The organism is Halogeometricum sp. S3BR5-2, from assembly GCF_031624635.1.
Classification (GTDB): domain Archaea; phylum Halobacteriota; class Halobacteria; order Halobacteriales; family Haloferacaceae; genus Halogeometricum; species Halogeometricum luteum.
This window is the reverse complement of sequence record NZ_JAMQOQ010000008.1, coordinates 13,290-36,897: the sequence shown is the minus strand read 5'-3', so window position 1 is coordinate 36,897 and position 23,608 is coordinate 13,290. Positions and strand designations below refer to the sequence as shown.

The following is a 23,608-nucleotide window of genomic DNA, read 5'->3' as shown; positions in this document are numbered from 1 at the left end:
GTCGCCTCCCGGACACGACTGCCTCTGTCCACTGGGTGGTGTGATGGACCTCCTCAGCCGCCGGTACGCGATGCAACTCGTCTGCGTGGTCGACGCGATCGGCCCAGCCCGCTACGGCGACATCGAAGCGACGTTCGAGGAGGTGAGCAGCTCGACGCTCTCGACGCGACTCGAGGAACTCGTCGACGCCGGCATCCTCTCCCGTGAGCAATACGACGAAATCCCGCCACGGGTCGAATACGAACTCACAGAGACCGGTGAAGAACTGGGAGAACGTCTGGAACCACTGCTCACGTGGGCCGAAGAAATCGACGAGACGGAACTCGCTACTGGCCAGGAGTAAGGAGAGGTAACGTTACAGCGGGATCGTCACGTCACGGATTATGAGCAGCCCCGCTGTGAAGGCGAAGAGGACCGCTGGCACGGCAGTTTTCGATAGTGGGTCGCCAGTACGGATGTGCGTGGCCACTGCGCCCACCATCACGCTACTCAGGAGAAGCCCACCCGCCACGGTGAACGCGGAGAGCCACACCAGGCCCGCGAGCAACGCGAGACCGGCGCCAATCTCGATGAGACCGGTGAGGATTCGGAACCACTGTGGATATCCGAATCGCTGGAAGTCTTCGATCTGGTCCTCCTGATGGGTGACCTTCGCACCGCCGACGGCCACGCCCACGAGTCCGAGCAGAGCTTGGGAACCGGCGAGCGCGATACTCTCCAGACTCATTGGGCACCCTCCGACGGTGCGGGTGCCGTCAGTGCGGCGGCAATAGGAACGCCGGCGTCGAGGGGAATACCGACCGTGGTGGCCGCCACGTCTTCCGCCCAGCGCTCGTAGTCCTCGCGAGTGTAGAACGCCTTCACGTACGGACAGACAGCGCCGTAGACATCGGGCGCGGAAGGCGTCTCGTCAGCGGGTACGTCGCTCTCAGTGGTCACCCCGAAGGACATGACCGCGTCTGGCGGCGTGACGTCGACACCGTCCGCGGGTGACATCTGGATCTCGATCGGCTCCTCCGTGGGAGTTTCAGTCCGGATTTCGACGGGTTCGTCCACGAGATGTGCGAGCGCGATCCCGTCGTAGAAACACCGGAAGTAGTAGGTTTCGTCCGCCGTCTTCGCGTAGTGCGGGGTCTCGCCGTCGACGTGACAGAGTTCGTCGATAGCAATCCCGTCCCCCTCGACCACTTTGCGGATCGCCGCGACCATGTCGTCGAACGTGTCGATCGAGGCGCCGAAGAACCGGCTCATGTTGTCTGCGACTGGGGTCGGGAATTCTGCGGTCTTCACCGGTCGTGCTTCGATCCAACTGTCTGTTGCGAGGGTCTGTGCGTCACTCTCGCCAACCGAAGGGTCGGTGCAATTGCAGTCTTGGTTAGACATGCGCCTATACATCTATACTCGAAGTAATTATACTGCCAAGTCCGAAGTGTTGAATTCGCTTCGACCAGTCGAAGTTAGTGGCCGGACTAGAACCGACAGGAACCTTGGGGTCCTACACGAACTGAGAAAGCGAGCTATTATTGCTGTTAATAGACGCAACGTTGAGTCTTTCCGCGCCGGCGAGCGGTGAGGCGCTTCCGATGGAGCAAGAGTTCAAACAGGGCTACCGGATGCATCGTGTACTCAGCAATCTCAACCGACTCGATGTCGACCGATTAGACGACGCGGATCGAGAACGAGTCGAGACCGCGAGAGACCTCCTGGAAGAGGTAAGCCTTCTCACGCGGCCGGGCGACGGAGCCGGGGCGGACGCCCACGCAGACTCCTAACGGGAGTCGCCGACCACTCCCAGGGAGGCACCTCTCGCGTTGGTTTATCGCCCCCGATAGGGGTGCGGGGGCGACCCCGTGAGGTCCAGACATGGCGACACTGCAAGCTGCGACGACGTCGACCGGCGCGATCGTATCGGATCCGCAGGTAGTCCGCGAGCTCTGTGAGAGCTACTGCTTCGGGACGCTCGACTGGGAGGTGACCGAAGACGGAGAACTCACCATTTGGGGATACGACGGTTTCGAGGTGTACGAGGCGCGGGAGAACGGCCTCCCAGACTACAAGGGCGGCATCGTGACCCACGAATTCCTGCAAGAACTCGCCAACCAGCTCGAAGCCGACGAAGAGTTCAATATCCAGACAGCGGGGTTCACCAAGTGCCGCTTCCCCGTGCTGGCCAGGCGGTACGTCGTTCGCGACGGCGAAGTCCTCCACGCGGACCTCAGTTCCCCCGACCCGATCGACGAGTAGCGTTGTTCGTCCCCCGGGAGGGGTGCGGGGCGATTCAGTCGTGGGTCGCCCTGCGAGGTGATTGTTCAAATGGGCCACCGCGCACTCGTTGCGTACGAACGCACGGACGGACAGTACACGCTCCACTACTCTCATTGGGGTGCTGCGAACCTGAAGCTCAAGCACCGAATCTCGGCTAAGTCGCCGTTCGGTGGCGAGGATACCGACTCGAAGTGGGCGAAGCAGCTGCTGGCGGAACTGGCCGATGGCCTCGAGGCAGATGCGGTCGACGGCTACCTCGCTGACGAGGACCGACCGTCGACGGTCGTCGAGCCGAAGCCCCGCGCCACCGCGCTCACCCTCGACGAGATCGTCGCTGACCATCTCGACTACCTCCACCACGAGGCGTTCTTCGTGGTGTCGACGACGTTCGAGGTGACCGCCTACCGGACGCTGTGGTTCGGCCTGCAGTACGACTCGGAGACAGTCGAACAGGGAGAGACGGTCGGGAACGGCGCGCTCGCGACGGTGCGCTGGTACGACGGCGAGCCGGTCGGCGACGGCCACCTACAGGGACAGTTCGCGGCCCTCAAAGACGTCGTCGGCGACATGCTCGACAAGGGCGTCTTCACGCCGTCGACGGCGAGACAGTACCTAAAACGGAAGCTGGCCGAGCGGGTCGGAGACCGACAGGAGCTTCGCATTCCGACCGGGGAATCACCCTTCGAGAAGGCGAGCCTCGGCAAGACGTAACACCAATCCCTTAGTGGATACCGGGAAACTCCCCAGTATGTCAAATCAACCTAAAGGCGACATTCGTGTTTGGCTTGTCGAACGGACGTACTCCGATGATGAACAGAACCTGATTATCCTCACCTACGCAACACCCGATGGCGAACAGTACTATCGGAAGGAACGAGCACTAACCTCATTCACCGACGTCCGAGATACGACGGCAGCAGTCGACGCTGAACCCGACAATCTCGGCACGGTCAATGACTCCGACCTCCAAGAACAATACGCGGCCGAAGCGCAGCGAATGGAGGAGGTCCACGACCCGGACGACGTGATCTGAGGTCCACTGGTCGACAACGCTGCAGGCCATGGGTTATGTCGTAGTAGGCCGTACACGAGGATATGCGCGAACTCGTCTTCGCCCTCGAATACGAGCCCGGCTGCAACAGGGTGGCGGACGCCCTCGCCGACCACCCCGACGCTCGCGTTCGCTCGCTCTCGCTGCACGCCACTGCCGAGCAGCTCTGGCGGGTCGACCACGCCACCGGAACTCCTGAGGCGCTCGACGCCATCGAGGACGCCTTTCTCAACGGCGATTACTACGCTGACTGTCTCGCCACCGAGGACTGCAACGCCACACAGACCACCCGCGTCCTCGACCGCACGGACGACGCGCTCATCCTCTACTCAGATTGGGAGCGCACTCCGACCTGCGCCTCAGTCCCCCACATCGCTCGCGACCACCTCGGCGACGGCGTGCTGTTCGAGACTCGTCACGAGGGCCGCCACTACACGTGGCGACTCATCCACTCCGGTGAGGGCGACGTGGCGGCGTTCTTCGACGCTCTCAAAGTCGCCGTCGGGGAGTGCGCCCAGATGGAGATGCTCCGCACAGCGGACACAACATCAGCTAGGGGAAGCGACGGAACACCGAGTGGATTGCCTCCAGCCCAAGAGGCTGCTCTCCAGGCCGCAGTCGAACACGGCTACTACGAATCACCCCGCGAGGTCGACGTCGGAGAACTCGCAGAGCATCTCGACGTGCCACGGTCAACACTCACCTACCGACTCCGTCGGGCGGAAGAACATTTGGCGAAGCAACACGTCGCCGGCGAGCGGGTCACGGAAGAACAGCTGGCATCGCGCTAACGCACGGGTTTGGAATATTCCAACAAAGACATATCGAACTCCCGCTCCTACCGTAAGGTGATGGCAGAGAACCCGGATGCGGATACAACGGGGCCAGCGAGCGGCGGCGGGCAGCGACGGGAGCTGACCGCCCGCCTCACCGTCCCCGAGATGGACTGTCCCTCGTGTGCCCAAAAGGTCGACAAGAGCCTCCAGCGCGTCGACGGTGTCGTCGACGCCACGCTCCAACCGACAACCGGGACAGCCAGCGTCACCTACGATTCCGACCGCACGACCGAGGCGGAGGTTGTTCAGGCAATCGAGAACGCAGGCTACGAGGTCGTCAACGGTGGACACAACACCGAAGAGACATCGGAAGGCGGGATGGAGATTGCTCCCCCGTCAGAGGTGTGGACGAGCCCGCGAGCGAAGAAGACGTGGATTGGAGCGGCGTTCCTCACCGTCGGGCTCCTCTTCGAGTTCCTCCTCGCAGGACAGAACATCGCCATCGCAAGTGTCCTCAACTACCCGCTTCACATTGCGGACGTACTCTTCCTCGTGGCAACCGTCGCCAGTGGCATCCCGGTCGTCCGTAGCGGGTACTACTCCGCGAAGAACCGAAGCCTCGACATCGACCTACTGATGGGAACGGCGATCATCGCGGCGACCGGTATCGGCTACTTCGTCGAGGCCGCCACGCTGGCCGTCCTATTCAGCATCGCCGAGCTGCTCGAGGACTACGCGATGGACAGGGCACGGGACTCCCTGCGCGAGCTGATGGAACTCTCGCCCGACGAGGCGACCGTCCTTCGCGATGGTGAGGAAGTGACCGTTCCCGCCGAGGAGGTCGACGTTGGCGAGACCGTCGTCGTCCGCCCCGGCGACAAGATTCCGCTCGACGGAACGGTCATCGACGGCGAGAGTGCAGTCGACCAGTCGCCGATCACGGGCGAGAGCGTCCCCGTCGACAAGACTGCCGGCGACGAGGTCTACGCCGGCGCGATCAACGAAGAGGGGTACCTCGAGGTAGAGGTCGCCTCGACTGCTGGCGATTCGACGCTCTCGCGCATCATCGAGATGGTACAGGGCGCACAGGCGAAGAAGACCGAGTCTGAGCAGTTCGTCGACCGCTTCTCCGGCTACTACACACCCCTCGTCGTCGTGCTGGCAATCCTGACCGCCGCTATCCCGCCGCTGGTTATCGCCGACCCCATCTCGGTGGACGTGGCCGGGTACGGGTTCACTTTCGCCGGCGACTGGCAGACGTGGTTCATCCGGGGGCTCACTCTGCTGGTGATCGCCTGCCCGTGTGCGTTCGTCATCTCCACACCCGTCTCGGTGGTGTCGGGCATCACCAGCGCCGCGAAGAACGGCGTCCTGATCAAGGGCGGCAACTACCTCGAAGCGATGGGCGAAGTCGATGCCGTCGCGCTCGACAAGACGGGGACGCTCACGAAGGGCGAACTCGCCGTCACCGACGTGGTCCCGGTCGGTGACACCACGGAGGACGATCTGCTCCGTCGCGCCGCCGGGCTGGAGCGTCGCAGTGAGCACCCCATCGCTGCGGCGATTCTCGCCCGTGCTGAGGAGGCGGGCGTGGGCGACCTGCCCGACCCGAGTGGCTTCGAGAGCCTCACCGGAAAGGGCATCAGCGGGGAGATTGATGGCGAGACGTACTACGCGGGCAAGCCCGCGCTCTTCGAGGAGCTGGGCTTCGACCTCGCTCGAGCACGCCGCGAGACGGACGGCGGCGTCGTGGCGGAAGAGGCGGCCGAGGCCGACGACGGGGCGTTCGCCGAGAATGCACTCACCGCGCTGGAGCGGGAGGGCAAGACGGTCGTTATCGTCGGGACGGAGTCGGAACTGCTGGGTGCGATCGCCATCGCCGACGAGGTGCGCCCGGCCTCGAAGTGGGCCGTCGAACGCCTGCACGAGCTGGGCGTCGAGCGCGTGGTGATGCTCACCGGCGACAACGAGGGCACCGCCCGCGCCATCGCCGAGCAGGTCGGTGTCGATGAGTATCGCGCAGAACTCCTGCCCGACGAGAAGGTCGACGCTGTCGAGGAGTTACAGGCGGAGTACGGTGAGGTCGCGATGGTCGGTGACGGCATCAACGACGCGCCCGCGCTCGCCACCGCGGAGGTCGGCATCGCGATGGGCGCGGCCGGCACCGACACCGCTCTTGAGACGGCCGATATTGCGTTGATGGGCGACGACATCGGGAAACTCCCGTACCTGTACGATCTGTCGCATACGGCCAACGGTGTGATCCGGCAGAACATCTGGGCGAGTCTCGGCGTGAAGTTCCTGCTCGCGCTGGGCGTGCCACTGGGGCTGGTCAGCGTTGCGTTGGCGGTCGTTGTCGGTGATATGGGGATGAGCCTCGGTGTCACTGGGAACGCGATGCGATTGTCGCGAATCGAGCCCGACCGGTTCTCCGACACCTGACTCTGCACGCGGAAAGTGCGGTCAGGACGCTCCTCTTTCGCGACTTTCCTTCGCTATATCGAGACAATTTGCAGTTTGTCTGGGGCAGTAGAGACTGAGCCCCTCCGTAGGCTCGTGATTGGATGCCCGAGAAACCAGACGACGACCCATTCCACGATTGCGAGTTCGGTCCCGACGCAGTCCTCGGGACCCGCACCTTCCACGATGTCCTGTTCACCGACGACACGGAGACACCGGTGAACGTGCTGACCGGCGAGACGCCCGCACATTCGCAAGCAACCGTCGAGGAAGCGAAGGCGTTCGCTGCGAGTATCGATACGGACACACCACAAATCGCGCTCCCGGCCTCTGTCGAGACGCAGATCGAAACCCAGAGCAAACCCTACACCTCGGCTGCGTTCTTCCACTTCAAGGCGACCGGGTCGCTCGAACTGCACCGTGCCTACCACGCCGCCTACGACTCCGACGCGTTTAGCGTCGACTTCGAGGCCGACTACGAGTCGGGCGACCTGACGATCACCGTCGAGCAGACAGGCGATTCCTGAACGCGATCTCGCGAAGCGAGTTTTTCGAGCGCCGGCGATGGGTGCCGGCGCACCGAACAGACAGTGTCGAGCAGCGCCCGGTGAGTCGGCGTTCCGAGGTGAACCAGATGCATATGGTCATCTACGCGTTAGTCGAGGCACCGACACAGCACGACGCCCTGGTCGAAGGAAAAGCAGTCTTCGACCGTCTCGTCGGCGCGAATCCCCACGGCTGCGCCGTGTTTGATTACTACTGCACCTTCGACGAAGAGGATACCACGGTAGCTGGGAAGGCTCGCTGGGGAGACCTACCGACTGCAGCACCCATCAATTCAGAGGAGGGCGGTGAACTGCTCGATCGAGCCTGGAACGCCACAAAGGAAGAGTTCCAGCGGAATCTCGACCGCGTGAAGGAGGCGCTCGACGAGCTCAGCGACGAGGCGATCATGCGCGACGAGGACCTCGCCCGCCACGCCTTCCACCAGGTCGGCGCGTACGACGGGCCCTCCATCCCGATGTACGACCAGCACGCGATGGGGATTCGCCACCGCGATCAGCTCGATCGTGTCCTCGAGGAAGTCGAGGACAGCCAGACGCTCTGGATCGTCCCCGCAGACGTTCACTTCTGATTGACAATGCCCAGAATCACCAACTGGTCCCGGGAGAGTCGTACGCCAACACTTGCGTATCGTAACACCGAGACCGGTGCCCGAGCCGTGCTACACCGGGCTCCGGACTCCTATCGATACAAGTGGCGGGGAGCGATCCTCGTCGACGGCTATCCGGTCTGGTCGCGAGGCTTCGAGACGAAGGAGGCGACAACGTTCCGGGATGCGCTTCGAGAGCGGCCAGCGCCCGAACTGAACTGTTCGGAGTGTCCGAACAACGACGTCCTCGTCGGCGAGAAGGCAGCAGACGGGGCGAAGGTCCAGCGCTGGTACAACTGCCCGGACTGTGGGTACGAAGCCCCCTCACGTATCGTCTACGGCCCTGAACGCTGAAAACGGACGCACGTAGGGTGTTTTTCGGCCGGGGCGGAGAGAGTGACCCGGTCGAACCGGGTCGGCCCAACAATGAGTCTTGAAGTACTCGACCGACACAGCGAGGCACTGTTCGAGTTCCTCTGGTGCCCCGTCTGCGGTCAGGAATTGTTCACCCACATTCCCTTCGAGGGAGTGTTCTGCAAGAACTGCAATACGCAGGTCGTCCTCCGAGAGTCCCAAGAAAACCGTGGCTACGAGGAGGCTGTGCTCGCGTGCTTCGACACCGACTCGACGTGGAACCTTCACGTCGACGAGAAGCTCCGTCGCGACCTGCCTGACGGCTCGGCACGGGTGAAAATCCTCGGCGCACCGGGGGCCTACAAAGTCGACTGGTGGAGTCCAGCACCTGGGGAGGATTGGGAGCCGGTCAAGCGCGGAGAGTTCGACGATGTCGAGGAGCCTAAGGAGGTCTCCCACCTAGCGTAACGAGAAAATTTTCGTTGTGAGATTGAGAGGACCACTTATCGGAGTAGAGGGTGTAAGTGGGAGTGTATGCCTGAAGAAGTCCTGTTCAAATCCGAGAGTGCCCAGAACCGAGACGAAATCGCGTCGTACCTTCGGAACGTCGCCGAAAAGCTCGAGCAAGGAGATTCCATCACCCTGAGGGCGGGGGAAGAGTCCGTCACGATGGACCCCCCGGGACGTCCGACATTCGAAGTCAAAGCCGAACGGGAAGGGCCGGCCGATGGCCCCGGTGAGCTAAGCATCGAATTCGAACTCGAATGGGATGAGAACAGTAAGAGTGCTGAGGGGGGCTCAGATAGTCTCGAGATCGAATAAACACAGGAAGACCAACGCAACCGGCTACGACTGATCGTGGACGGTGATAACCGGCACAGGTGCTGATCGGACCGTCTTTTCCGCGACACTCCCGAGAAGAACTCGATCGACGCCACGGCGGCCACTAGCCCCCATCACGACGGCATGGACCTCATTCGTTTCAATATGTTCACGGATCATTTCCGCAGGCGACCCATGTTCGACGTACGTTTGGACGGATGCCAGATCGTGTTCATCGGCTTTCGTGGCCACCTCCTCGACAGCCTCTACTGCCGGTCGCTCGAGTTCGTCATCTGAAAGCACAGAGCGCACGTCAGGGCCCAGCGATGTAACATCCACGACAGAAAGGATGTGGACAGTGGCGTCAAGCGCCGCCGCAAGTGTCAGCCCATGCTTGGCGGCAGCAGTCGAAGCAGGACTCCCATCGGTCGGGATAAGAATATTCTCGTACGGGAATGCTAGCTGCTCATCAGATTGCATTCGAGCGGTCAGAACGGGGACATCGGACAAGCGCACCACTTTCTCCGTGACGCTTCCAAGGAGATAGCGTGAGATGCCGGTCCGGCCGTGGGTGGGCAAGACGATTAGGTCGTGGTCGTATCGCTCGGCGTAGTCGACAATTGTTGGTGCTGGGCTGCCCTGAACGACGTCGGTGTCGTGCTCGACACCGAGAGTTTCGAGCGTCTCCGCGACATCCGCGACGATCGTCTCTCCCTCCTGTTCCAGTGCATCAACGACGGTCCCGTCGACAACAGTGACGCTGTCCTGAGTCGTATCGGCAACGAACAGCAGCTGAATCGTCGTCCCGGTCCACTGCGCGAGCTCGGCCGCATGATGGACGATTTTGGCTGCGTGTTCGCTGCCGTCAACTGGGAGGAGAATCGAATCGTACATGTCACTACCGGCCGCTACGGTGAACAGTCACAAAGGAGTTCCCACGGCACGTACCTTACCGGTGACCGACAGACATCACCTGCATTCGGCAACAGAGCGGCGAGAATCGTTCTACGATGTAGTCCCCACTGGGGACCCATACACAGTTGATTCAGTGACGAGTGGGCTCTCCAATCTCGAACTGCCGACTTCGTCACGTCTCCAGCAACACCAATGGAGCTCCGGACTCTCTCGACGTGTTCATCGTACGCCCTATCATCGCCGTAGCGAGAAAGGGACAAGATCCTAACGGGTGCCGTGAAGGCGCCTGTTTATTCTGCGCCGGCGATGGGTGCCGGCGCACACGCGCCGGCGAGTACCGATGTCGACACGGAGCCAACTCCGATTCGTCCAACGAGTCGAACAGCCCGGTGAGACGGATGGCGGCGCCGACCGCGTCGCGCAGGTGTATCGGCATTCGGATGGCTACCCGGGGAGCGTCCTCCGGGACCTCGCACAGCTGAAAGAGCTGCTCGATGCGACCCGTGCCGAGCGCGGACCGGGCTACACGGCCGCGACGTTCGTGTTCCTCGACAAGCTCTCGACGGTCGACCTCTATCTGGATGGCGACCCAGAGCGAACGATCGACGCGGCTCAGCCAGCGGATCTCCTCGAGCCGTCCAATATGGAGCATCTCGACCAGCCGCTGTTCCTGCTGGGCCACGGCGTCGAGAATCCGGCCGATGGCATCCACGGCGACGAGGAATACCTCTACGTCGTGGAACTCCCGACGGAGAACCCGTTCGACGAGCCGACCGAGTGGACAGTCAAAGTGAGCGGTCACTCCGCGTTCCCCCGCTGGGACGGCCCGACCGACGAGGCCTTCGAGCAGGCGAGCTGGCAGTTCCACGGGTCGCTCGAGGACGCGCTCGCAGAACTGGTCCGGGACGAAGCAGTCGTCAAGTAAAATCCCAAATCGTATTTATATAGTTAGGATTTAGAAAGACCCAGATGATTTCGAAGGCCGGACTCGCCGTGCTTGACGCGCTGAGTACCGGCCGTGAAGCAACACCGGCGGAACTCGCGGCCGAAACCGGATATTCACGAGACCATCTGTACGACGTACTCGACGAATTGCTCGCAGCGGGATTGCTCACAGAAACCCGTGGGTCCAGCAATCAGCGTCGTGTCCGCATCGCGGAACATCCAGTTACCGAAGCGTATCGAACGCTGCAGTCGGAGTTCAGCCACGTAGACTGGACGGAACTGCTCTCCCCAGCCACACTCCGCGTGTGTTGGTATCTCGATAGACCACGACACATCGCTGATATCGCAGACCGGCTCGGAATCACTCGACAAGGTGTCCACAGCGCGTTATCACCGCTCAAGCACCGAGCACTACTCTCCAGATCCGATTCGAAGTACGCCCTTCATGACGAAGTCTCGCCACTGTTGGCGTTCGCCCGGGCTACTGTAGAGCACGAACATCGAGCCCGAGTCCGGAAAATCGCCCCCAGCGCCACGATCACGTGGTGCGATCCGAACCGATCTCTCGTCCGCCTGCAGACCGACGAGGATACGGACGCACTCCAAGCAGCTCCGGGCTGGGAGATGACCGGACTGGGTCGGTTTGCAGCGTATGGTCTACAGTTTTTCCTCGCCGGCGAGCCTCCGTTCTGGTATGCTCCAGGTGAGGAGCTAACGGCTGCTGAAGTCGTATGCCATACGCTCCTTCTGGATAGCGGATCTCGGCGGGTTAGCTATTCGATGCTGCTGATCGAGGCGGAGGATATCGATCAGGAGACACTCGTCGAGACCGCACAGTGGTACGACCTGGAACCCACTGTGAAAGCGTTGTATCGGCCACTTCAGGGCGACTTCGACAGAACAGATGATCTGCCAGTCATCCTCCCAAAGAAGGACGAATATATGGCACTCAAAGAGCAGTACGGTGTCTCGTAACCCCAACCCCGCAGTCTGGCGGAAAATTGCGACGGGTTAGATGATGCCGCCGATCACGAGTAGTCCGACGACGAGCAGCAGCGTCGCAACCACGCTCCCTCCAGCAAGCAGCTTGTTCTCCATCGCCTTCTCGTGGAGTGGCATCTCGGCGTACTCCTTGCGGAACGCGCCGAGGTTCTCCTCGTCGTAGAAGTACTTCCTCTTCAGCGCGAACCGTTCGGTCACCGCACAGCCGGTACAGACCGGCTCCCCTTCGAGCCGTTCGGTCTTGATGTGGGTGTCGCAGGCGATCGCCCCGCAGTTCGGACAGTAGGTGTACGTCTCGTCGACGCCGCTCGTTTCGCAGTGGACGCAGCGATGAATCCCGTCCTCCAGAGTGACCCGTGAGGGGCCAGCAGCATAGTATTCGTACGGATACGAGTACTCCAGTATCTCTGTCGTCTGCCGAACCTCAGGTAGATACACCGGCTCAATCGATTGCACTGAGATGTCCGAGAGATTCGGCTCACACGTCTTGTTGTACGTGACGTTATTGTCGCCGGTGTAGGTCACCGTCGTCGTGTGGTAATCCTGGAGGCGGTCAACAGCCCACTCCTTGTACTCCGTTTGGGTCTGGCCGAACCGGCGCTCATCGACGTCGGCGAATACCTCGGTAAACTGCCCGGTATCGAGGGGGACCGTCGCGTGGAAGTTCTCGGTGACCAGCGTCGCGACTTCGTCGTCGGCCACCTTCGGATGGCCGCGCTCAGCGTGGACAACGAACTGTGTGCGGTCGTTGATCCGGTGGATGACACCGACTGAGGTCTCGAAGACAGCGTTCGTGTCGGCGGTGATCGCAACCACTGGTCGGAACGTCACTTGCGAGTGCGGCACCGGTAGATCCGCGGCCTCGATGTTCTCGATGTCGCGGAACGCCTCCTGGACAGGTGCGTCGACATCCGCCGCCGGATCGTACGGTCGGAGCGTCTCGTCACAGAGGATCTCGATGCGCCCGTTGTAGAGATCGAGACCGATTTCGTCGGCGATCTCCCGAAGGTCCTCGCCGTCGATCAGCTCGATGGGATAGGGATCGTCGTTCCGCTGGAGCCGGTCAGCGTACTCCTCGGCAGGGTTCGTAAATCGACCTGTGGTGGCGACCATCCCTCGCTTCGGGCCGTCGAAGTCGAACGTCGCGATGGCCGAGTGCAGCTTCTGGACGACCGGCCGGCCGACCGTCCCGGTGTGCTTACACTCGACGATGATCGCCCGTCGCGTGCCGTCGACGACCTCCTCCATGATGACGTCGCGCCCCTCGTCGGCCGTCCGCTCGGCCTGGCGGACGTTTTCGTAGCCGAAGTTCCGGAAGACGTCCTCCATCAAGTCCTCGAACTCGAATCCAGAGAGGTCGTCCAGTACAGCCATCCGAATGTAATTGGACAGTATCTTGCTATGACTATATACGTTGCCGACAGTGGCGACGAAGTCGCAACGACATGAGCGTTGTTGTTGTTCGTCCCGCAAGGGGTGCGGGACGACACATCCGTCCCGGGTAACCGATGAGTTCTGAGAGCAACAGCGAGAGCGCCCCCGACAACTGGTGGTTGTATCGACGAACAGACGACGACCATTTCGTGTTCGCCTACGAGTTCTCGAAATCCGTCCTCTGCCACGTCCAGCAATCCTCGGACTGGCTGGTCCGGGTCGATCGAGCCGATGGGACGATCCTCTTCAGCCAGCACGACCTCCGGTCCCGAGAGGCAGCATTCGCGCTCGCCGAGAGCGTCATGGAGCTCTGTACGCTGCTCCATCAGGAGGTCGTCACGGAGCGGAGCCAAGCGCGAAAGCCAATGTACGTCGGGTCCCGACCAACCGGGACCGCGAGTGCGAGCAATCAAGAAGCCGGACGTGGTCCAGACACCGCCCGTCGACCGTTGGACTCCCGTCCCCGTCAGCCCCTAGAACGACCACGAGGCATGGGTCACTGGGAGGGTGGGTTCCGATGACCGGCGGCCGAGCGTACCGCGGTGAACGCTGTATGGGTGGACAGCTGGTGTACACGCCCGATGGCGACGTGCTGGACAAGCACCTCCACGTCCTACGCCGCGCCCCTGGCGGGTTCGACTGGGGACCACAGGCTGACGAGGCCCGCATCGATCAGCTCGCGATCGCGCTGCTGGCCGATTCAGCGACGAAGAACATCGCGCTCGACCACTACAAGGAGTTCGCGCAGTACCTGCGTGAAGAGCTCGAGGGTGACGAGTGGCGGCTCCCGACCAGCGACATTTCGGCCGATACCTGGTCGCGAGACATCGACGTCGCTGATGAGACGCCCTCACCGGAAGACGTCGACATCACGGCAGTCGATTTCGACGAGATGACCTTCGCGGTCGAGCGAGCGCTCTGCGAGCAGCACGACATTAGCATCCACCAGAGCGTCGACGACCGCCGCGAGGAACTGGAAGACGCCCGCCAGGCAGTCCAATCAGAAACTACCGACTCGGAGGAGTCACAGACCGACACCGGCGGGTTCGAGTTCCCCGCAGCTAGCCAGTAGGGACGGTGAGGGCGTTTCCAGCTCTGTTTGTAGAACCCCCGAGAGGGGTGCGGCCGCGTCGCTGACAGGGCTGAGGTTACATCTGGATCCTTCGCAACCAGTCAGTCACTTCTGCCCTGACTTCCTCCCGCCGATCCTCCTTGATTGCCAGGTACACACCATCTCTCTCCATTCCACCCCTCGTGGAGAAGCCCTCCCGTACGTCGGCATCTGGACAGCGGTCTTCGATCGTTTGAAAGCTACTCCCGACGCCATACCCACCATTCGTATTGAAGGGGACCACAGTCTTCCCGCCCAAATCGTGTTCACTCAGAAGGGTCTTCATCGGCGGTGGCAACTGCATATCCCACGTCGGGGCACCGAAAAATACGGTGTCATACGCCTCGATATTCTCCACGTTACATTGGAGAGGTGGGGTGTAGCCCTCTTCGTTTTCTTGGTCTACCTGTGAGACGAGCGTGTCGTAATCGACGGGGTACGGGTCTGCCGGCAACACTTCGAACAGCTCTCCACCCACTTCTTGCTGAATGATTTCAGCGACAGCTTGGGTGTTTTCCGTACGAGAGAAAAACACGATCAGTACGCTGTCCTCATCCGCAGTTTGGGAGGGGGTATTCTGCTCTTCCGTCTCGGACCCGCTCTGGTGTATACATCCCGCAAGGAAGCCCCCTCCTGCCACTGCAGCTGCCCCTAGCAGTTTACGCCGACTCGTTCTATCGATCTCTGAATCGTTCGAAGTGCTTAGGGTATTCTCTCTCATTGTGGAGTGACTGAGTCCTCAGATTACTGAGGCGCTAGTTGGCTTCCGACCCAGGGACAGGAGCGCCAGTAATCGGCAGGGGCTCGTACGGTTCTTCCAAGTACTCTAGCTCTGAATCCGTCAGGTCGATATCGAGTGCTTCGACGGCTTGTTCGAGATGTTCGACGCTGGTGGTGCCGATGATCGGCGCATCAACGACATCCTGGTGGAGTAACCACGCCAGCGAGAGCTGTGCCATCGTCACCCCCTTCTCCGCAGCGAGTTCCTCAACTCGCTCGTTTACGGCTGGCCCGCCCCCCATCCGGTACTCCTCGTGCGTCTCGGTGAGCTCTTCACCGCGAGTCGTCGCCGTCATCTCCTCGTGGGGACGGGTGAGATATCCTTGGGCCAATGGACTCCACGGAATGACGCCGATGTCTTCTTTCTCGCAGAAGGGGAACATCTCCCGTTCACCCTCGCGGTAGACGAGGTTGTAGTGGTCCTGCATCGTCACGAACTGTTCGAGATCCAGGTGCTCGCTGGTGTACAGTGCCTCGGCGAACTGGTGGGTCCACATCGACGACGCGCCGATGTATCGAACCTTCCCGCGTCGAACTGCGTCATCAAGGGCACGCAGCGTTTGCTCGATGGGTGTCTCGTAGTCCCACCGGTGGATCTGGTAGAGGTCAACGGTATCCATCCCCAGTCGGTCTAGCGAATTCTCCAGTTCCTGTTCGACAGTCTTCCGGGAGAGTCCCGACGCGTTCGGGTGTGGTTCGTCTGCATCGGAGAAGAGGTTCGTGGGGAAGTAGCATTTCGTGGCGACGACGTGTTCGTCGCGGTCGTACTCTCCGAGAACGTCCCCGATGATCTCCTCGGACTCCCCGTTCGAGTACGCGTTGGCCGTGTCGAAGAAGTTGATACCGAGGTCAATCGCGCGTTCGATGATCTCTCGCGAGCCCTCCTCGTCGAGCGTCCAGTCGTGGTAGTCGCTTACGCCGAAACTCATTCCGCCGAGACAGATGCGGCTGACTTCCATTCCGGTCGAACCAAGAGTCGTGTATTCCATCGTCGTGCTCAGTTTGAACAAAGGACGTGAATCGCTTTGGCGTGATGCTAACGGAATACCGCGTTTAAGTACTTATGACCGATGCGCAGTCACGTTGAGTGCTGGCCGAAGGGGATCGCTCTGTAATTGAGACTTAGGTCTCGCGCTCAGCTTCCCCCAGCCACTTCACCATCTCCGGATCTCGGTGGTCGAAGAACTGGCTTTCGCCCTGGTTTAGTTCGGCGATCGTCTCCATTTCCTCGTCGGTGAGTTCGAAGTCAAAGACCTCGAAGTTCTCGGCGATCCGGTCGGCGTGGACCGACTTCGGAATGGCGACAATCTCGCGCTGAATAAGCCATCGAAGCACCACCTGTGCAGCGGATTTGTCGTAGCGGTCTCCAATCGTGGTCAGCACGTCGTGCTCGAAGATGTTGTTCTGGCCTTCGGCGAACGGCCCCCACGACTCGTGTTGGATGCCGTGTTCCTCAAGGAATGCTGCATCCTCGGTTCGCTGGTAGAAGGGATGCGTCTCAATCTGATTGACGGCCGGGACGACATCGTTGTGGACCATAAGGTCCATCACGCGGTCGGGATGGAAGTTGCTGACCCCGATCGCCCTGATCTTGCCGTCCTCGTAGAGGTCTTCCATAGCCTGCCACGAACAGTGGACGTCGCCGTAGGGCTGATGAATCAGAAACAGGTCGAGGTAGTCGAGGCCCAGTCGGTCCAGCGACCGCTCGAACGCGTCCAAGGTGGCTTCGTAGCCAGTGTCCTGCACCCAGAGCTTCGACGTCACGAACACCTCGTCTCGCGGCACGTCGCTCTTCTCGATTGCCCGCCCGACCGCCTCCTCGTTCTCATACGACGCCGCAGTATCGATGAGTCGATACCCTGTTTCGAGGGCTTCCGAAACACTTCGTTCGCACTCGTCGAGGTCCTCGATTTGATACGTGCCGAATCCGAGAATCGGCATCTCTACACCGTTGTTGAGTTCAACTGTCTTCATAGTAGGTCTCTGTCTACAAAATCAGAGGGACTACGGCCAGATAGCGACGGTGCTAATTGGAAACCGTGTTTAAGTGCTCCTGTGTTTGGAGTGCCGAAGAGAGTAGCTGACGCTCACCCCGCCTGAGGAGTCTCGAGAGCGAGGGTTGTGAGATGCCGAGTTCCGTAGCGAGCTCCTCAGTCGAGGTCTGTCGTGGGCTCTCGTAGTAGCCACGAGAGAGCGCGAGTGTCAGCGCCTCGTATTGCCGTTCAGTCAACCCAAACGGGATAGCATCGTCCGATGCAGCGGAAGTGGAGGTCATCGAGATGAGGTCGAGCGAGATCCCGTAGTTCTCACAGCGGGTCCGGGACTCCATGAACGCATCACGGTCCTTGTACACTTTCCTTTCGTACCATCCGTCCGGTGTGACGACGGTCGGCTCGAGTTTGGCCGCTACGGAACTGCCCCCACTGAATACTTCCGAGATCGCGTCGGCGAGGTCTATCGTAAGGTTGTGGACGGTTTGCTCGCCCGCGTAGCCGATCGTTGTCGCCTCTTGGACTTCGTCCAGCGATTCCAAGTCGGCTTCTGAAACGTTGACATCGGAATCGATTTTGACGATGAACATCCGGGCGTCCTGTTCGAAACAGAGCCCATGGACGCACTCAATTTGGTCCGGTGGGAGTCTCTCAGTGATACTGACCAGCGGGAGAGACGGTGAACTGAGGGAAAACTCAGTCGTAATTGTCATACATAGACGTATGCTTCCCCGGTAGTTAACGTTCGGGACTCCCGTGTTTACAGGGATTACTCCGACAGGAGATGGTCTGAGCAACCCCACCCTCGTAGAGCAAATCAGCTGATCCGTTGTAACTCAAGGACAATTCTGGACTGGTGGTGTTTATTGCCCCCGAGAGGGGTGCGGGGGTCACCGAACCGCCCACGAGCAACGAATGAACGGGAATGTACCTATGGCCAGTTCGGAATCGGTTCCAGTCGCATCGCCAGGTCAGTCTCACCGAGACGCAGTCGAATACGTCGGCTTCCGCGTCGACGGCCAAGCCGTCGTCCTGAACCTCTCGGAGCATCGGCGACTCTCCCTCGAGCGCAGTCTGGACCTCGTCAACCACAGTCTGCGTATCGGACCGAAGGTACTTACGTGATACGAGCGTATCACAGTATATGAGCACTGACAGCGACGCCGGCGGCGACGGTGAAATGGAGAAAATCAACGTCCGGGTGCCCCAGTCGCTGCTGGCACAGGTCGACGACGTCTGGGAGGAGCGTGGCTACGCGAACAAATCCGAGTTCATCCGCGACGCGCTTCGAGACGCCGTCAATCCGCCAACGCAGCTGTCCGAGGAAGCGCTGGCGCATCTGGCCGAGAGCCGCAAGCAGCGGGAGCAGGGCGAGACGGTATCGCAGGACGACGTGAAGGACCGGCTGGGCATCGATGACTGAGGTCGAGTGGACACCGAAAGCACTCGATTTGCTGGAGGGGCTCGAATCGGAAGCGCAAGAGCGGTTGGTGAAGAAACTCGACGAGGCGAAAGACTGGACCTCCCACCGACTCGAAAAGCTCACCGGCTACACGTACTACAAGCTTCGTGCCGGTGACTACCGTGCGATCATCACGTGGGACCGAGACGAGGATGTCCTCATCGTCGAAGCGGTCGGGCATCGGCGGAATATCTACGACCGTCACCTCCCACCGTAACTCACGCTGTCTGCAGACCTGCTCGGGTCGGTGACGAACTGGATCTGAGATTCAAGTACGAATCCGCTCGGTAGTGTTTATTGCCCCCGAGAGGGGCGCGGGGGAAACCACTCCCCGTTACCGAGCCATGACCGATTCAGAGTACCCCTGGCGAGACGAATCGCTCCTCTACGAACTCTACTGGGAACAGGAGCTGAGTACGAACGAGATCGCAGATAAGCTCGACTGTACGCAACCGACGGTTCATAAGTGGATGCAGAAGTTCGACATTCCTCGTCGAGACGCACGTGAGGCGGCCCCGAACCGTCGACGGCATCCCGCCGTGTTCACCGACCGTGGCTACGTCATCTGTGCCACAAACTATCGTGGGACGACAGACTCGGTCGGTATCCACCGACTCGTAATGGTGGCAGAGCGCGGATTCGACGCCGTCGCTGACAAGCACGTTCATCATAAGAATGGTGTCAGGTGGGACAACAGACCAGAAAACCTCGAACTCCTCAGTCGCACCGAACACGCCGAACGACACGGCTTCGGGTCCGAGATTAAACCAACAGACCACGAGTGGGACGTGTCCGATCGCGAGCGGGACGAACGGGGGCGATTCAAATGACGACGGCGTACGTCGGCCGACGTCAACGAGGAGAGCTCGTTGTCACTCGCCGTCCTGAAGGCACAGAGCTCACGCCCGACCGCAGTCTCGATCTCGTCAACCACAGTCCGAGTGGCTTCGAGATCGGGTATCGAGGCAGTGGGCCCGCCCAGCTCGCGTGCGCACTCCTGCTCGACTACTACGACGATGAACAGTTCGCCCGTGAGCACTACATCGCGTTCCGGAATCAGGTGGTCTCACAGCTGGAGTGCGACGGTGCCGCGGCGTGCTGGCACCTCACTGGCGAGGAGATCGACGCCGCGATGGCGACCCTTACCGACGACGTCGTCGCGCTCGCGGACGGCGGACGGCCGTCACCGTCGCTCCCCGGGAACTGGCGAGCCGTCTCTCGCCCGGACCGGCGGGTCTTCCAGCGCGCTGATCGCGACCACTACATCGTACTCGGGGATGGAAGCGAGGAGTGGCTGGTCGTGCTCTGTAGCCAGGGCGACCGGGCATATCCTGCCCCGCTCGCACATCTGACGGTTGCCGAGGATGCTGACCTAGAACGGGTAATCCGGGAACTCGCTGAAGAGAGCAACAACCTCATCGAATCCCCGGAAGGGGAGTACTGATGGAGACGCTTCGACTGGCGCGAGCCACCCATCAGCTCCTCGAACGTGGTGTCGAGGCACTCGAGAAAATCGGGCGTGAACTGGAGCGGTACAACGACCGACAGGAGCGCACCGACGACACCGACTCGTGACCGGAACTCACTCTCTCGACCAAATACGGAGTACCGGCTTTCAGTATACGCCCACCCCCGAGGGGTGCTCGTGTCCCATCCATCGGGAAGGCCAGCCGGTTACGGCGCCGCTCGGTTTGCGGTTCGCAGAGCGCGTCCATATCGAATCGGTCCCGCGCCACGTCGCCGGCGCGAGTTACTAGGCGGGGCAGGCCGAGTGCCTCGGGGCGTTCCCCCGAGGCGATTCACGAAGCCCGTCGCTTATATGGACGATGTACTCCTCTGTCCGAAACCACCATCTATTTTTGATTCAGTAATATCGAGAGCCACTTAGCGGAGCTATGAATAACACGCACCAAAGGGAATTTTGTATTCGAGATTCCAAGTCCCGCACATCAATGCTCACCGGGATAAGGACAGAACCGCAGTTTAGTACAAGTGACCGCCATCGACAGGTAACACGACCGGAGTCAGCAAGCGGATGTCAACCGCTTCGAAGGGTGAGATCCCAAACCGTCGGCCACAGAGATTGCGGTAGATGGAACCTGGAATTGGTGCCCCAGTTGACGGACAATCGATACGTGAAGGTGACCTCAACGTCGACGGGAGAGATGTAAACGGGATCCACCCTCGCAGACGTGACTAACGCTGATTACTACTAATGGTCGAGCACACTCGAACGCTGGACTTCAAAATCGCGTTCGCTATCGGCTTAGGAACGATGATCGCCGCTGGCATCTTCTCTCTCTCCGGGACTGCTGTCGCGGCGATCGGCTCCAGTGCCGTCATCGCGTTCGTCATCGCAGCTATCGTCGCCAGCATCACCGCCGCCGGCTACTCCGAGTTCGCCTCGATTTACTCCGAGAACGGTGGTGGCTACCTGTTTTCCTCGCGCACGTTCGAGAACGACACACTCGTCTACGCCATCGGCGCGATGCTGTTCCTCGGATACACCGGCACGACAGCGTTCTATCTCGCGACGATGGACGAGTGGTTCTTCCGGTTCGTACTCCCCGAGCCGCTCCATGCCTTGCCCCACGGGACAACAGGGGTGCTCGCTGCGCTCCTGCTGGGCACACTAAACGCCCAGGGAACTGAGGAAAGCGGGACCTTCCAGCTGCTGGTGACCGGTGCGAAGGTGGCGGTGCTGTTTGCGTTCATCGGCGGCGCCTTGTCGTTCCGAGGGCCTTCGACGGCGGTCGGAACCTTCGCGGCGAACTTCTCGACGGACCTGGTCGGCATCGTCACCATCGCCGCGCTAGCGTTCATCACCTTCTTTGGCTTCTCCGCAATCGCCGCCAGCGCCGGCGAGATCATCGAACCAAAGCGGACCGTCCCGCGAGCCATCGCCGCCTCGATCATCACCGTCACCGTACTGTATGCGCTGGTGATCATCGCGATGGTCAACTCGCCGGTGCCCGCGGAGGTCATCGCCCGCGAGGGCGAAACTGCCATGGGACGAGTCGCTGCCGGCTTCCTCGGGCCCATCGGGCGGTCGCTCATCGTCGCCGGCGCCATCTTCAGTATGGTCAGCGCCTCGAACGCGTCGATTCTCGCTGCCAGCGGCATCGGTTCGCTGATGGGCCGTCAGGGACAGGCCCCTCGGCCGTTCTCGCGGATTCATCCGCAGTACAACACCCCGTTCTGGAGTGTCGCCACTGCGACGGGCACCATCATCCTCCTGATCGTCACGTTCATCATGCTGTTCCCGGCAGAAGGGGGTGTACTCCCGTTCCAGGTCACCGTTCCAGCCCCCGTGGTCGGCTCACTAACGCTCACTGAGCTGGGACTGACGACACTGACCGGGTTCGCGACACTGAACCTCCTGTTGCCGCTCTCGGTCGTCAACCTCGCACTCATCTATTCGCGCCGGCGGTACCCGGACATTAAGCGCGGGTTCCGGGTTCCCGGGGTGCCTGTTGTGCCGGTGGTGGGCATCCTCGCGAACCTCGCCCTGATCTACAACCTTCCACTGAAGGGTGTCCTGGTCGGTGTCTTCCTTGTCGGTGTGTTGCTGGTAGCGTATTTGGCGTGGGGCGGCGCGCCGGCTGTCGACGACCTATTCGAACGGGTTGTCGAACCACAACCAGCTACTACCGAGGGAACAGGTGGTGGTAGCGATACCGAGGAGACTGATGGCGACCGGTATCAGGTGCTTGTCGCGGTCGCTCGACCAGACAGGGCCGCGCGCTACATCAAGCTCGCCGATACCCTGGGGAAGCTACAACACGACAATCCCCACATCCGTGTGCTGAACGTCACACAGATTCCGGAACAGACGCCGTCGGAAGCAGTGCGTGAGACCGCGGAAGGGCGCGTCACCCGAATCCAGGAACTACTGTCGGAACAGCAGCTCGACGCCGACTACACCGTCGAGGGGCACATCTGTCAGGACGTCGCCTTCGACATCCTGCAGACCGCCCGAGAGGGTGACGTCGATCAGATCCTCATGGGATATCCCGAGGAGCACACCGACGTCGCCGAGACCATCGAATACAAAGCACCCTGTGGCGTGATGTTCGTTCGCGGATTCACCGACGAGACGGACACCTCGGTCATCAACGTCGGCGCAGGTGGCGGACCCCACCACAAGGCGTTGCTGCCGGTGGTCGAACAACTCGGGCGGAACGGCGCAGAACTCCACGTCATTAGTGTCGATCCCAACGGTGGCGGCGGCCGTGCGGAGTCCGCAGACGCGACCGTTGCTGGACTCTCCGACGCACCCGAAGTACAGCTCCACAACGTACAGGCACCGACCGTGGCAGAGGGATTGGTCGAGACGGCTGCTTCGAACGGGGGCATCCTCGTTATCGGTGCGACCCGGACCCGCAGACTCAGACGCTGGGTATTCGGGAGTACGCCCGACCGTGTCATCGACCTCGCAGATGGGGCCGGTGTCCCCGTCATCGTCTATGCCGGCGCTCGCGGCGTCCAGGGGCCGATCGAGGATTATCTCTACCCCATCTACCGCTCGCTGACTGGTCGCCAGCGTACAGAGGCATCCGCTGACGGATCCTCGATTGAGGGCGACTAACCACATCGACACAGGAAATGTCCCGAAAACACCCAATAGATGGTACGACACAGCAGCGACTCGCCCAGAGTCCGGCACACGGCCAGCGACGCTGTCAGCGATGGAAGCGGTCCGTGACAGACAGCATACGATCCGGACGCCCGACGACTGAGCATCTTCACTGTGCCAGACAGTGCCGTTTAGACGAGACGGAAGCCCGAGATCGAATCAAACGGAGGCGGATTCGATGACGGGCGAAGATGAGTCGGAGCGGAGCCAAAAGCTCGAAGAACTCGTTCGAGCGGACCTCGAACAACGAGAGGACGTTACAGCGTTCGAATTCCGGGACGCCGAGGCCGGCAGAATCGTTGCCGAACTCGAACAGGAGGGAATCGTTGAGACGTATCTGGTTACGCTTGAAGCACGGCCTGACGGATCCGAAGAAACCCACTGGAGCTATCTGGGAGAGTCACACGAGGAGAGCTGATCGTTGAAAAAGAGGGTCCCGCTCAAACGAAAC

Annotated in this window: 30 protein-coding genes and 1 pseudogene; 23 read left to right on the top strand and 8 right to left on the bottom strand. The window is 61.0% G+C overall.

What is annotated here, in order from left to right; all coding sequences use genetic code 11:
- Positions 1–43 precede the first annotated feature (43 nt).
- A complete protein-coding gene (locus NDI79_RS21550; RefSeq protein WP_123124755.1) occupies positions 44–343 on the top strand; it encodes a winged helix-turn-helix transcriptional regulator in 300 nt (99 codons plus the stop codon).
- 12 nt (positions 344–355) lie between these two features.
- Here NDI79_RS21550 and NDI79_RS21545 read toward each other — a convergent pair whose 3' ends face one another.
- Positions 356–727 (bottom strand): DoxX family protein, encoded by a 372-nt coding sequence (locus NDI79_RS21545; protein ID WP_123124754.1) that lies wholly within the window; start codon positions 725–727, stop codon positions 356–358.
- Entirely contained in the window at positions 724–1,251 is a 528-nt protein-coding gene (gene merB, locus NDI79_RS21540; protein WP_158601463.1) for an organomercurial lyase, read from the bottom strand. Before merB ends, NDI79_RS21545 begins: the two co-directional genes overlap by 4 nt.
- A gap of 332 nt (positions 1,252–1,583) precedes the next feature.
- On the opposite strand from merB, the gene NDI79_RS21535 reads away from it, so the two are divergent.
- From NDI79_RS21535 to NDI79_RS21485, 11 genes are all read left to right on the top strand, one after another.
- Positions 1,584–1,772: a DUF8012 family protein gene (locus tag NDI79_RS21535; protein ID WP_099254199.1), complete on the top strand. Its 189-nt coding sequence runs from the start codon at positions 1,584–1,586 to the stop codon at positions 1,770–1,772.
- 91 nt (positions 1,773–1,863) lie between these two features.
- Positions 1,864–2,244: a hypothetical protein gene (locus tag NDI79_RS21530; protein WP_123124752.1), complete on the top strand. Its 381-nt coding sequence runs from the start codon at positions 1,864–1,866 to the stop codon at positions 2,242–2,244.
- A 69-nt stretch (positions 2,245–2,313) separates the two neighbouring features.
- On the top strand, positions 2,314–2,976 hold the full coding sequence (locus NDI79_RS21525; RefSeq protein WP_123124751.1) for a DUF6735 family protein: 663 nt from the start codon (positions 2,314–2,316) through the stop codon (positions 2,974–2,976).
- Between the two features lie 37 nt (positions 2,977–3,013).
- Positions 3,014–3,298 carry a DUF7967 family protein gene (locus tag NDI79_RS21520; RefSeq protein ID WP_123124750.1) on the top strand — a complete coding sequence of 95 codons (285 nt, stop codon included), beginning with the start codon at positions 3,014–3,016 and terminating at the stop codon, positions 3,296–3,298.
- Positions 3,299–3,360: 62 nt separating this feature from the next.
- Positions 3,361–4,107, top strand: a complete 747-nt coding sequence (locus tag NDI79_RS21515; RefSeq protein WP_310930734.1) for a helix-turn-helix domain-containing protein — start codon at positions 3,361–3,363, stop codon at positions 4,105–4,107.
- 60 nt (positions 4,108–4,167) lie between these two features.
- Positions 4,168–6,534, top strand: coding sequence for a heavy metal translocating P-type ATPase (locus NDI79_RS21510; protein ID WP_310930733.1), 2,367 nt, complete (start codon positions 4,168–4,170; stop codon positions 6,532–6,534).
- A gap of 122 nt (positions 6,535–6,656) precedes the next feature.
- Positions 6,657–7,079: a DUF8025 family protein gene (locus NDI79_RS21505; RefSeq protein ID WP_123124748.1), complete on the top strand. Its 423-nt coding sequence runs from the start codon at positions 6,657–6,659 to the stop codon at positions 7,077–7,079.
- Positions 7,080–7,186: 107 nt separating this feature from the next.
- Complete coding sequence (locus NDI79_RS21500; RefSeq protein WP_123124810.1) at positions 7,187–7,687, top strand: DUF7995 family protein; 501 nt, start codon at positions 7,187–7,189, stop codon at positions 7,685–7,687.
- Positions 7,688–7,693: 6 nt separating this feature from the next.
- Positions 7,694–8,059: a DUF7568 family protein gene (locus NDI79_RS21495; protein WP_123124747.1), complete on the top strand. Its 366-nt coding sequence runs from the start codon at positions 7,694–7,696 to the stop codon at positions 8,057–8,059.
- A gap of 72 nt (positions 8,060–8,131) precedes the next feature.
- Positions 8,132–8,527 carry a DUF7567 family protein gene (locus tag NDI79_RS21490; RefSeq protein WP_123124809.1) on the top strand — a complete coding sequence of 132 codons (396 nt, stop codon included), beginning with the start codon at positions 8,132–8,134 and terminating at the stop codon, positions 8,525–8,527.
- Positions 8,528–8,593: 66 nt separating this feature from the next.
- Positions 8,594–8,881 carry an amphi-Trp domain-containing protein gene (locus NDI79_RS21485; protein ID WP_310930732.1) on the top strand — a complete coding sequence of 96 codons (288 nt, stop codon included), beginning with the start codon at positions 8,594–8,596 and terminating at the stop codon, positions 8,879–8,881.
- 24 nt (positions 8,882–8,905) lie between these two features.
- Here NDI79_RS21485 and NDI79_RS21480 read toward each other — a convergent pair whose 3' ends face one another.
- Positions 8,906–9,775 (bottom strand): universal stress protein, encoded by an 870-nt coding sequence (locus tag NDI79_RS21480; protein WP_310930731.1) that lies wholly within the window; start codon positions 9,773–9,775, stop codon positions 8,906–8,908.
- 361 nt (positions 9,776–10,136) lie between these two features.
- On the opposite strand from NDI79_RS21480, the gene NDI79_RS21475 reads away from it, so the two are divergent.
- Complete coding sequence (locus NDI79_RS21475; protein WP_310930730.1) at positions 10,137–10,721, top strand: hypothetical protein; 585 nt, start codon at positions 10,137–10,139, stop codon at positions 10,719–10,721.
- 44 nt (positions 10,722–10,765) lie between these two features.
- Entirely contained in the window at positions 10,766–11,716 is a 951-nt protein-coding gene (locus NDI79_RS21470; RefSeq protein ID WP_310930729.1) for a MarR family transcriptional regulator, read from the top strand.
- 36 nt (positions 11,717–11,752) lie between these two features.
- Here NDI79_RS21470 and NDI79_RS21465 read toward each other — a convergent pair whose 3' ends face one another.
- Positions 11,753–13,117: a restriction endonuclease gene (locus NDI79_RS21465; RefSeq protein WP_310930728.1), complete on the bottom strand. Its 1,365-nt coding sequence runs from the start codon at positions 13,115–13,117 to the stop codon at positions 11,753–11,755.
- 613 nt (positions 13,118–13,730) lie between these two features.
- On the opposite strand from NDI79_RS21465, the gene NDI79_RS21460 reads away from it, so the two are divergent.
- Positions 13,731–14,249, top strand: a complete 519-nt coding sequence (locus NDI79_RS21460) for a DUF6166 domain-containing protein (RefSeq protein ID WP_425499650.1) — start codon at positions 13,731–13,733, stop codon at positions 14,247–14,249.
- Positions 14,250–14,325: 76 nt separating this feature from the next.
- Here NDI79_RS21460 and NDI79_RS21455 read toward each other — a convergent pair whose 3' ends face one another.
- The 4 genes from NDI79_RS21455 to NDI79_RS21440 form a co-directional block, all read right to left on the bottom strand.
- A complete protein-coding gene (locus NDI79_RS21455) occupies positions 14,326–14,928 on the bottom strand; it encodes a flavodoxin (protein ID WP_310930726.1) in 603 nt (200 codons plus the stop codon).
- Positions 14,929–15,043: 115 nt separating this feature from the next.
- Complete coding sequence (locus NDI79_RS21450) at positions 15,044–16,057, bottom strand: aldo/keto reductase (RefSeq protein ID WP_310930725.1); 1,014 nt, start codon at positions 16,055–16,057, stop codon at positions 15,044–15,046.
- Between the two features lie 133 nt (positions 16,058–16,190).
- A complete protein-coding gene (locus tag NDI79_RS21445; protein ID WP_310930724.1) occupies positions 16,191–17,042 on the bottom strand; it encodes an aldo/keto reductase in 852 nt (283 codons plus the stop codon).
- Between the two features lie 52 nt (positions 17,043–17,094).
- Positions 17,095–17,772, bottom strand: coding sequence for a helix-turn-helix domain-containing protein (locus NDI79_RS21440; RefSeq protein WP_267638798.1), 678 nt, complete (start codon positions 17,770–17,772; stop codon positions 17,095–17,097).
- Between the two features lie 220 nt (positions 17,773–17,992).
- Here NDI79_RS21440 and NDI79_RS23690 point away from each other — a divergent pair.
- The 8 genes and pseudogenes from NDI79_RS23690 to NDI79_RS21405 form a co-directional block, all read left to right on the top strand.
- Positions 17,993–18,154 (top strand): annotated as a pseudogene (locus NDI79_RS23690) (DUF6166 domain-containing protein); the annotation flags it as partial.
- Between the two features lie 49 nt (positions 18,155–18,203).
- A complete protein-coding gene (locus NDI79_RS21435; RefSeq protein ID WP_089649942.1) occupies positions 18,204–18,482 on the top strand; it encodes a ribbon-helix-helix domain-containing protein in 279 nt (92 codons plus the stop codon).
- Entirely contained in the window at positions 18,475–18,738 is a 264-nt protein-coding gene (locus NDI79_RS21430; protein WP_310930723.1) for a type II toxin-antitoxin system RelE family toxin, read from the top strand. Before NDI79_RS21435 ends, NDI79_RS21430 begins: the two co-directional genes overlap by 8 nt.
- Before the next feature lie 127 nt (positions 18,739–18,865).
- Positions 18,866–19,351, top strand: a complete 486-nt coding sequence (locus NDI79_RS21425) for an HNH endonuclease signature motif containing protein (protein ID WP_310930722.1) — start codon at positions 18,866–18,868, stop codon at positions 19,349–19,351.
- Complete coding sequence (locus NDI79_RS21420) at positions 19,348–19,965, top strand: DUF6166 domain-containing protein (protein WP_310930721.1); 618 nt, start codon at positions 19,348–19,350, stop codon at positions 19,963–19,965. Before NDI79_RS21425 ends, NDI79_RS21420 begins: the two co-directional genes overlap by 4 nt.
- Positions 19,965–20,096, top strand: a complete 132-nt coding sequence (locus tag NDI79_RS21415) for a hypothetical protein (protein ID WP_008458061.1) — start codon at positions 19,965–19,967, stop codon at positions 20,094–20,096. The genes NDI79_RS21420 and NDI79_RS21415 overlap by 1 nt, the downstream gene beginning before the upstream one ends.
- Positions 20,097–20,736: 640 nt before the next feature.
- A complete protein-coding gene (locus NDI79_RS21410; RefSeq protein ID WP_310930720.1) occupies positions 20,737–23,109 on the top strand; it encodes an amino acid permease in 2,373 nt (790 codons plus the stop codon).
- A gap of 226 nt (positions 23,110–23,335) precedes the next feature.
- Positions 23,336–23,575, top strand: coding sequence for a hypothetical protein (locus NDI79_RS21405; RefSeq protein WP_310930719.1), 240 nt, complete (start codon positions 23,336–23,338; stop codon positions 23,573–23,575).
- Positions 23,576–23,608: the final 33 nt, after the last annotated feature.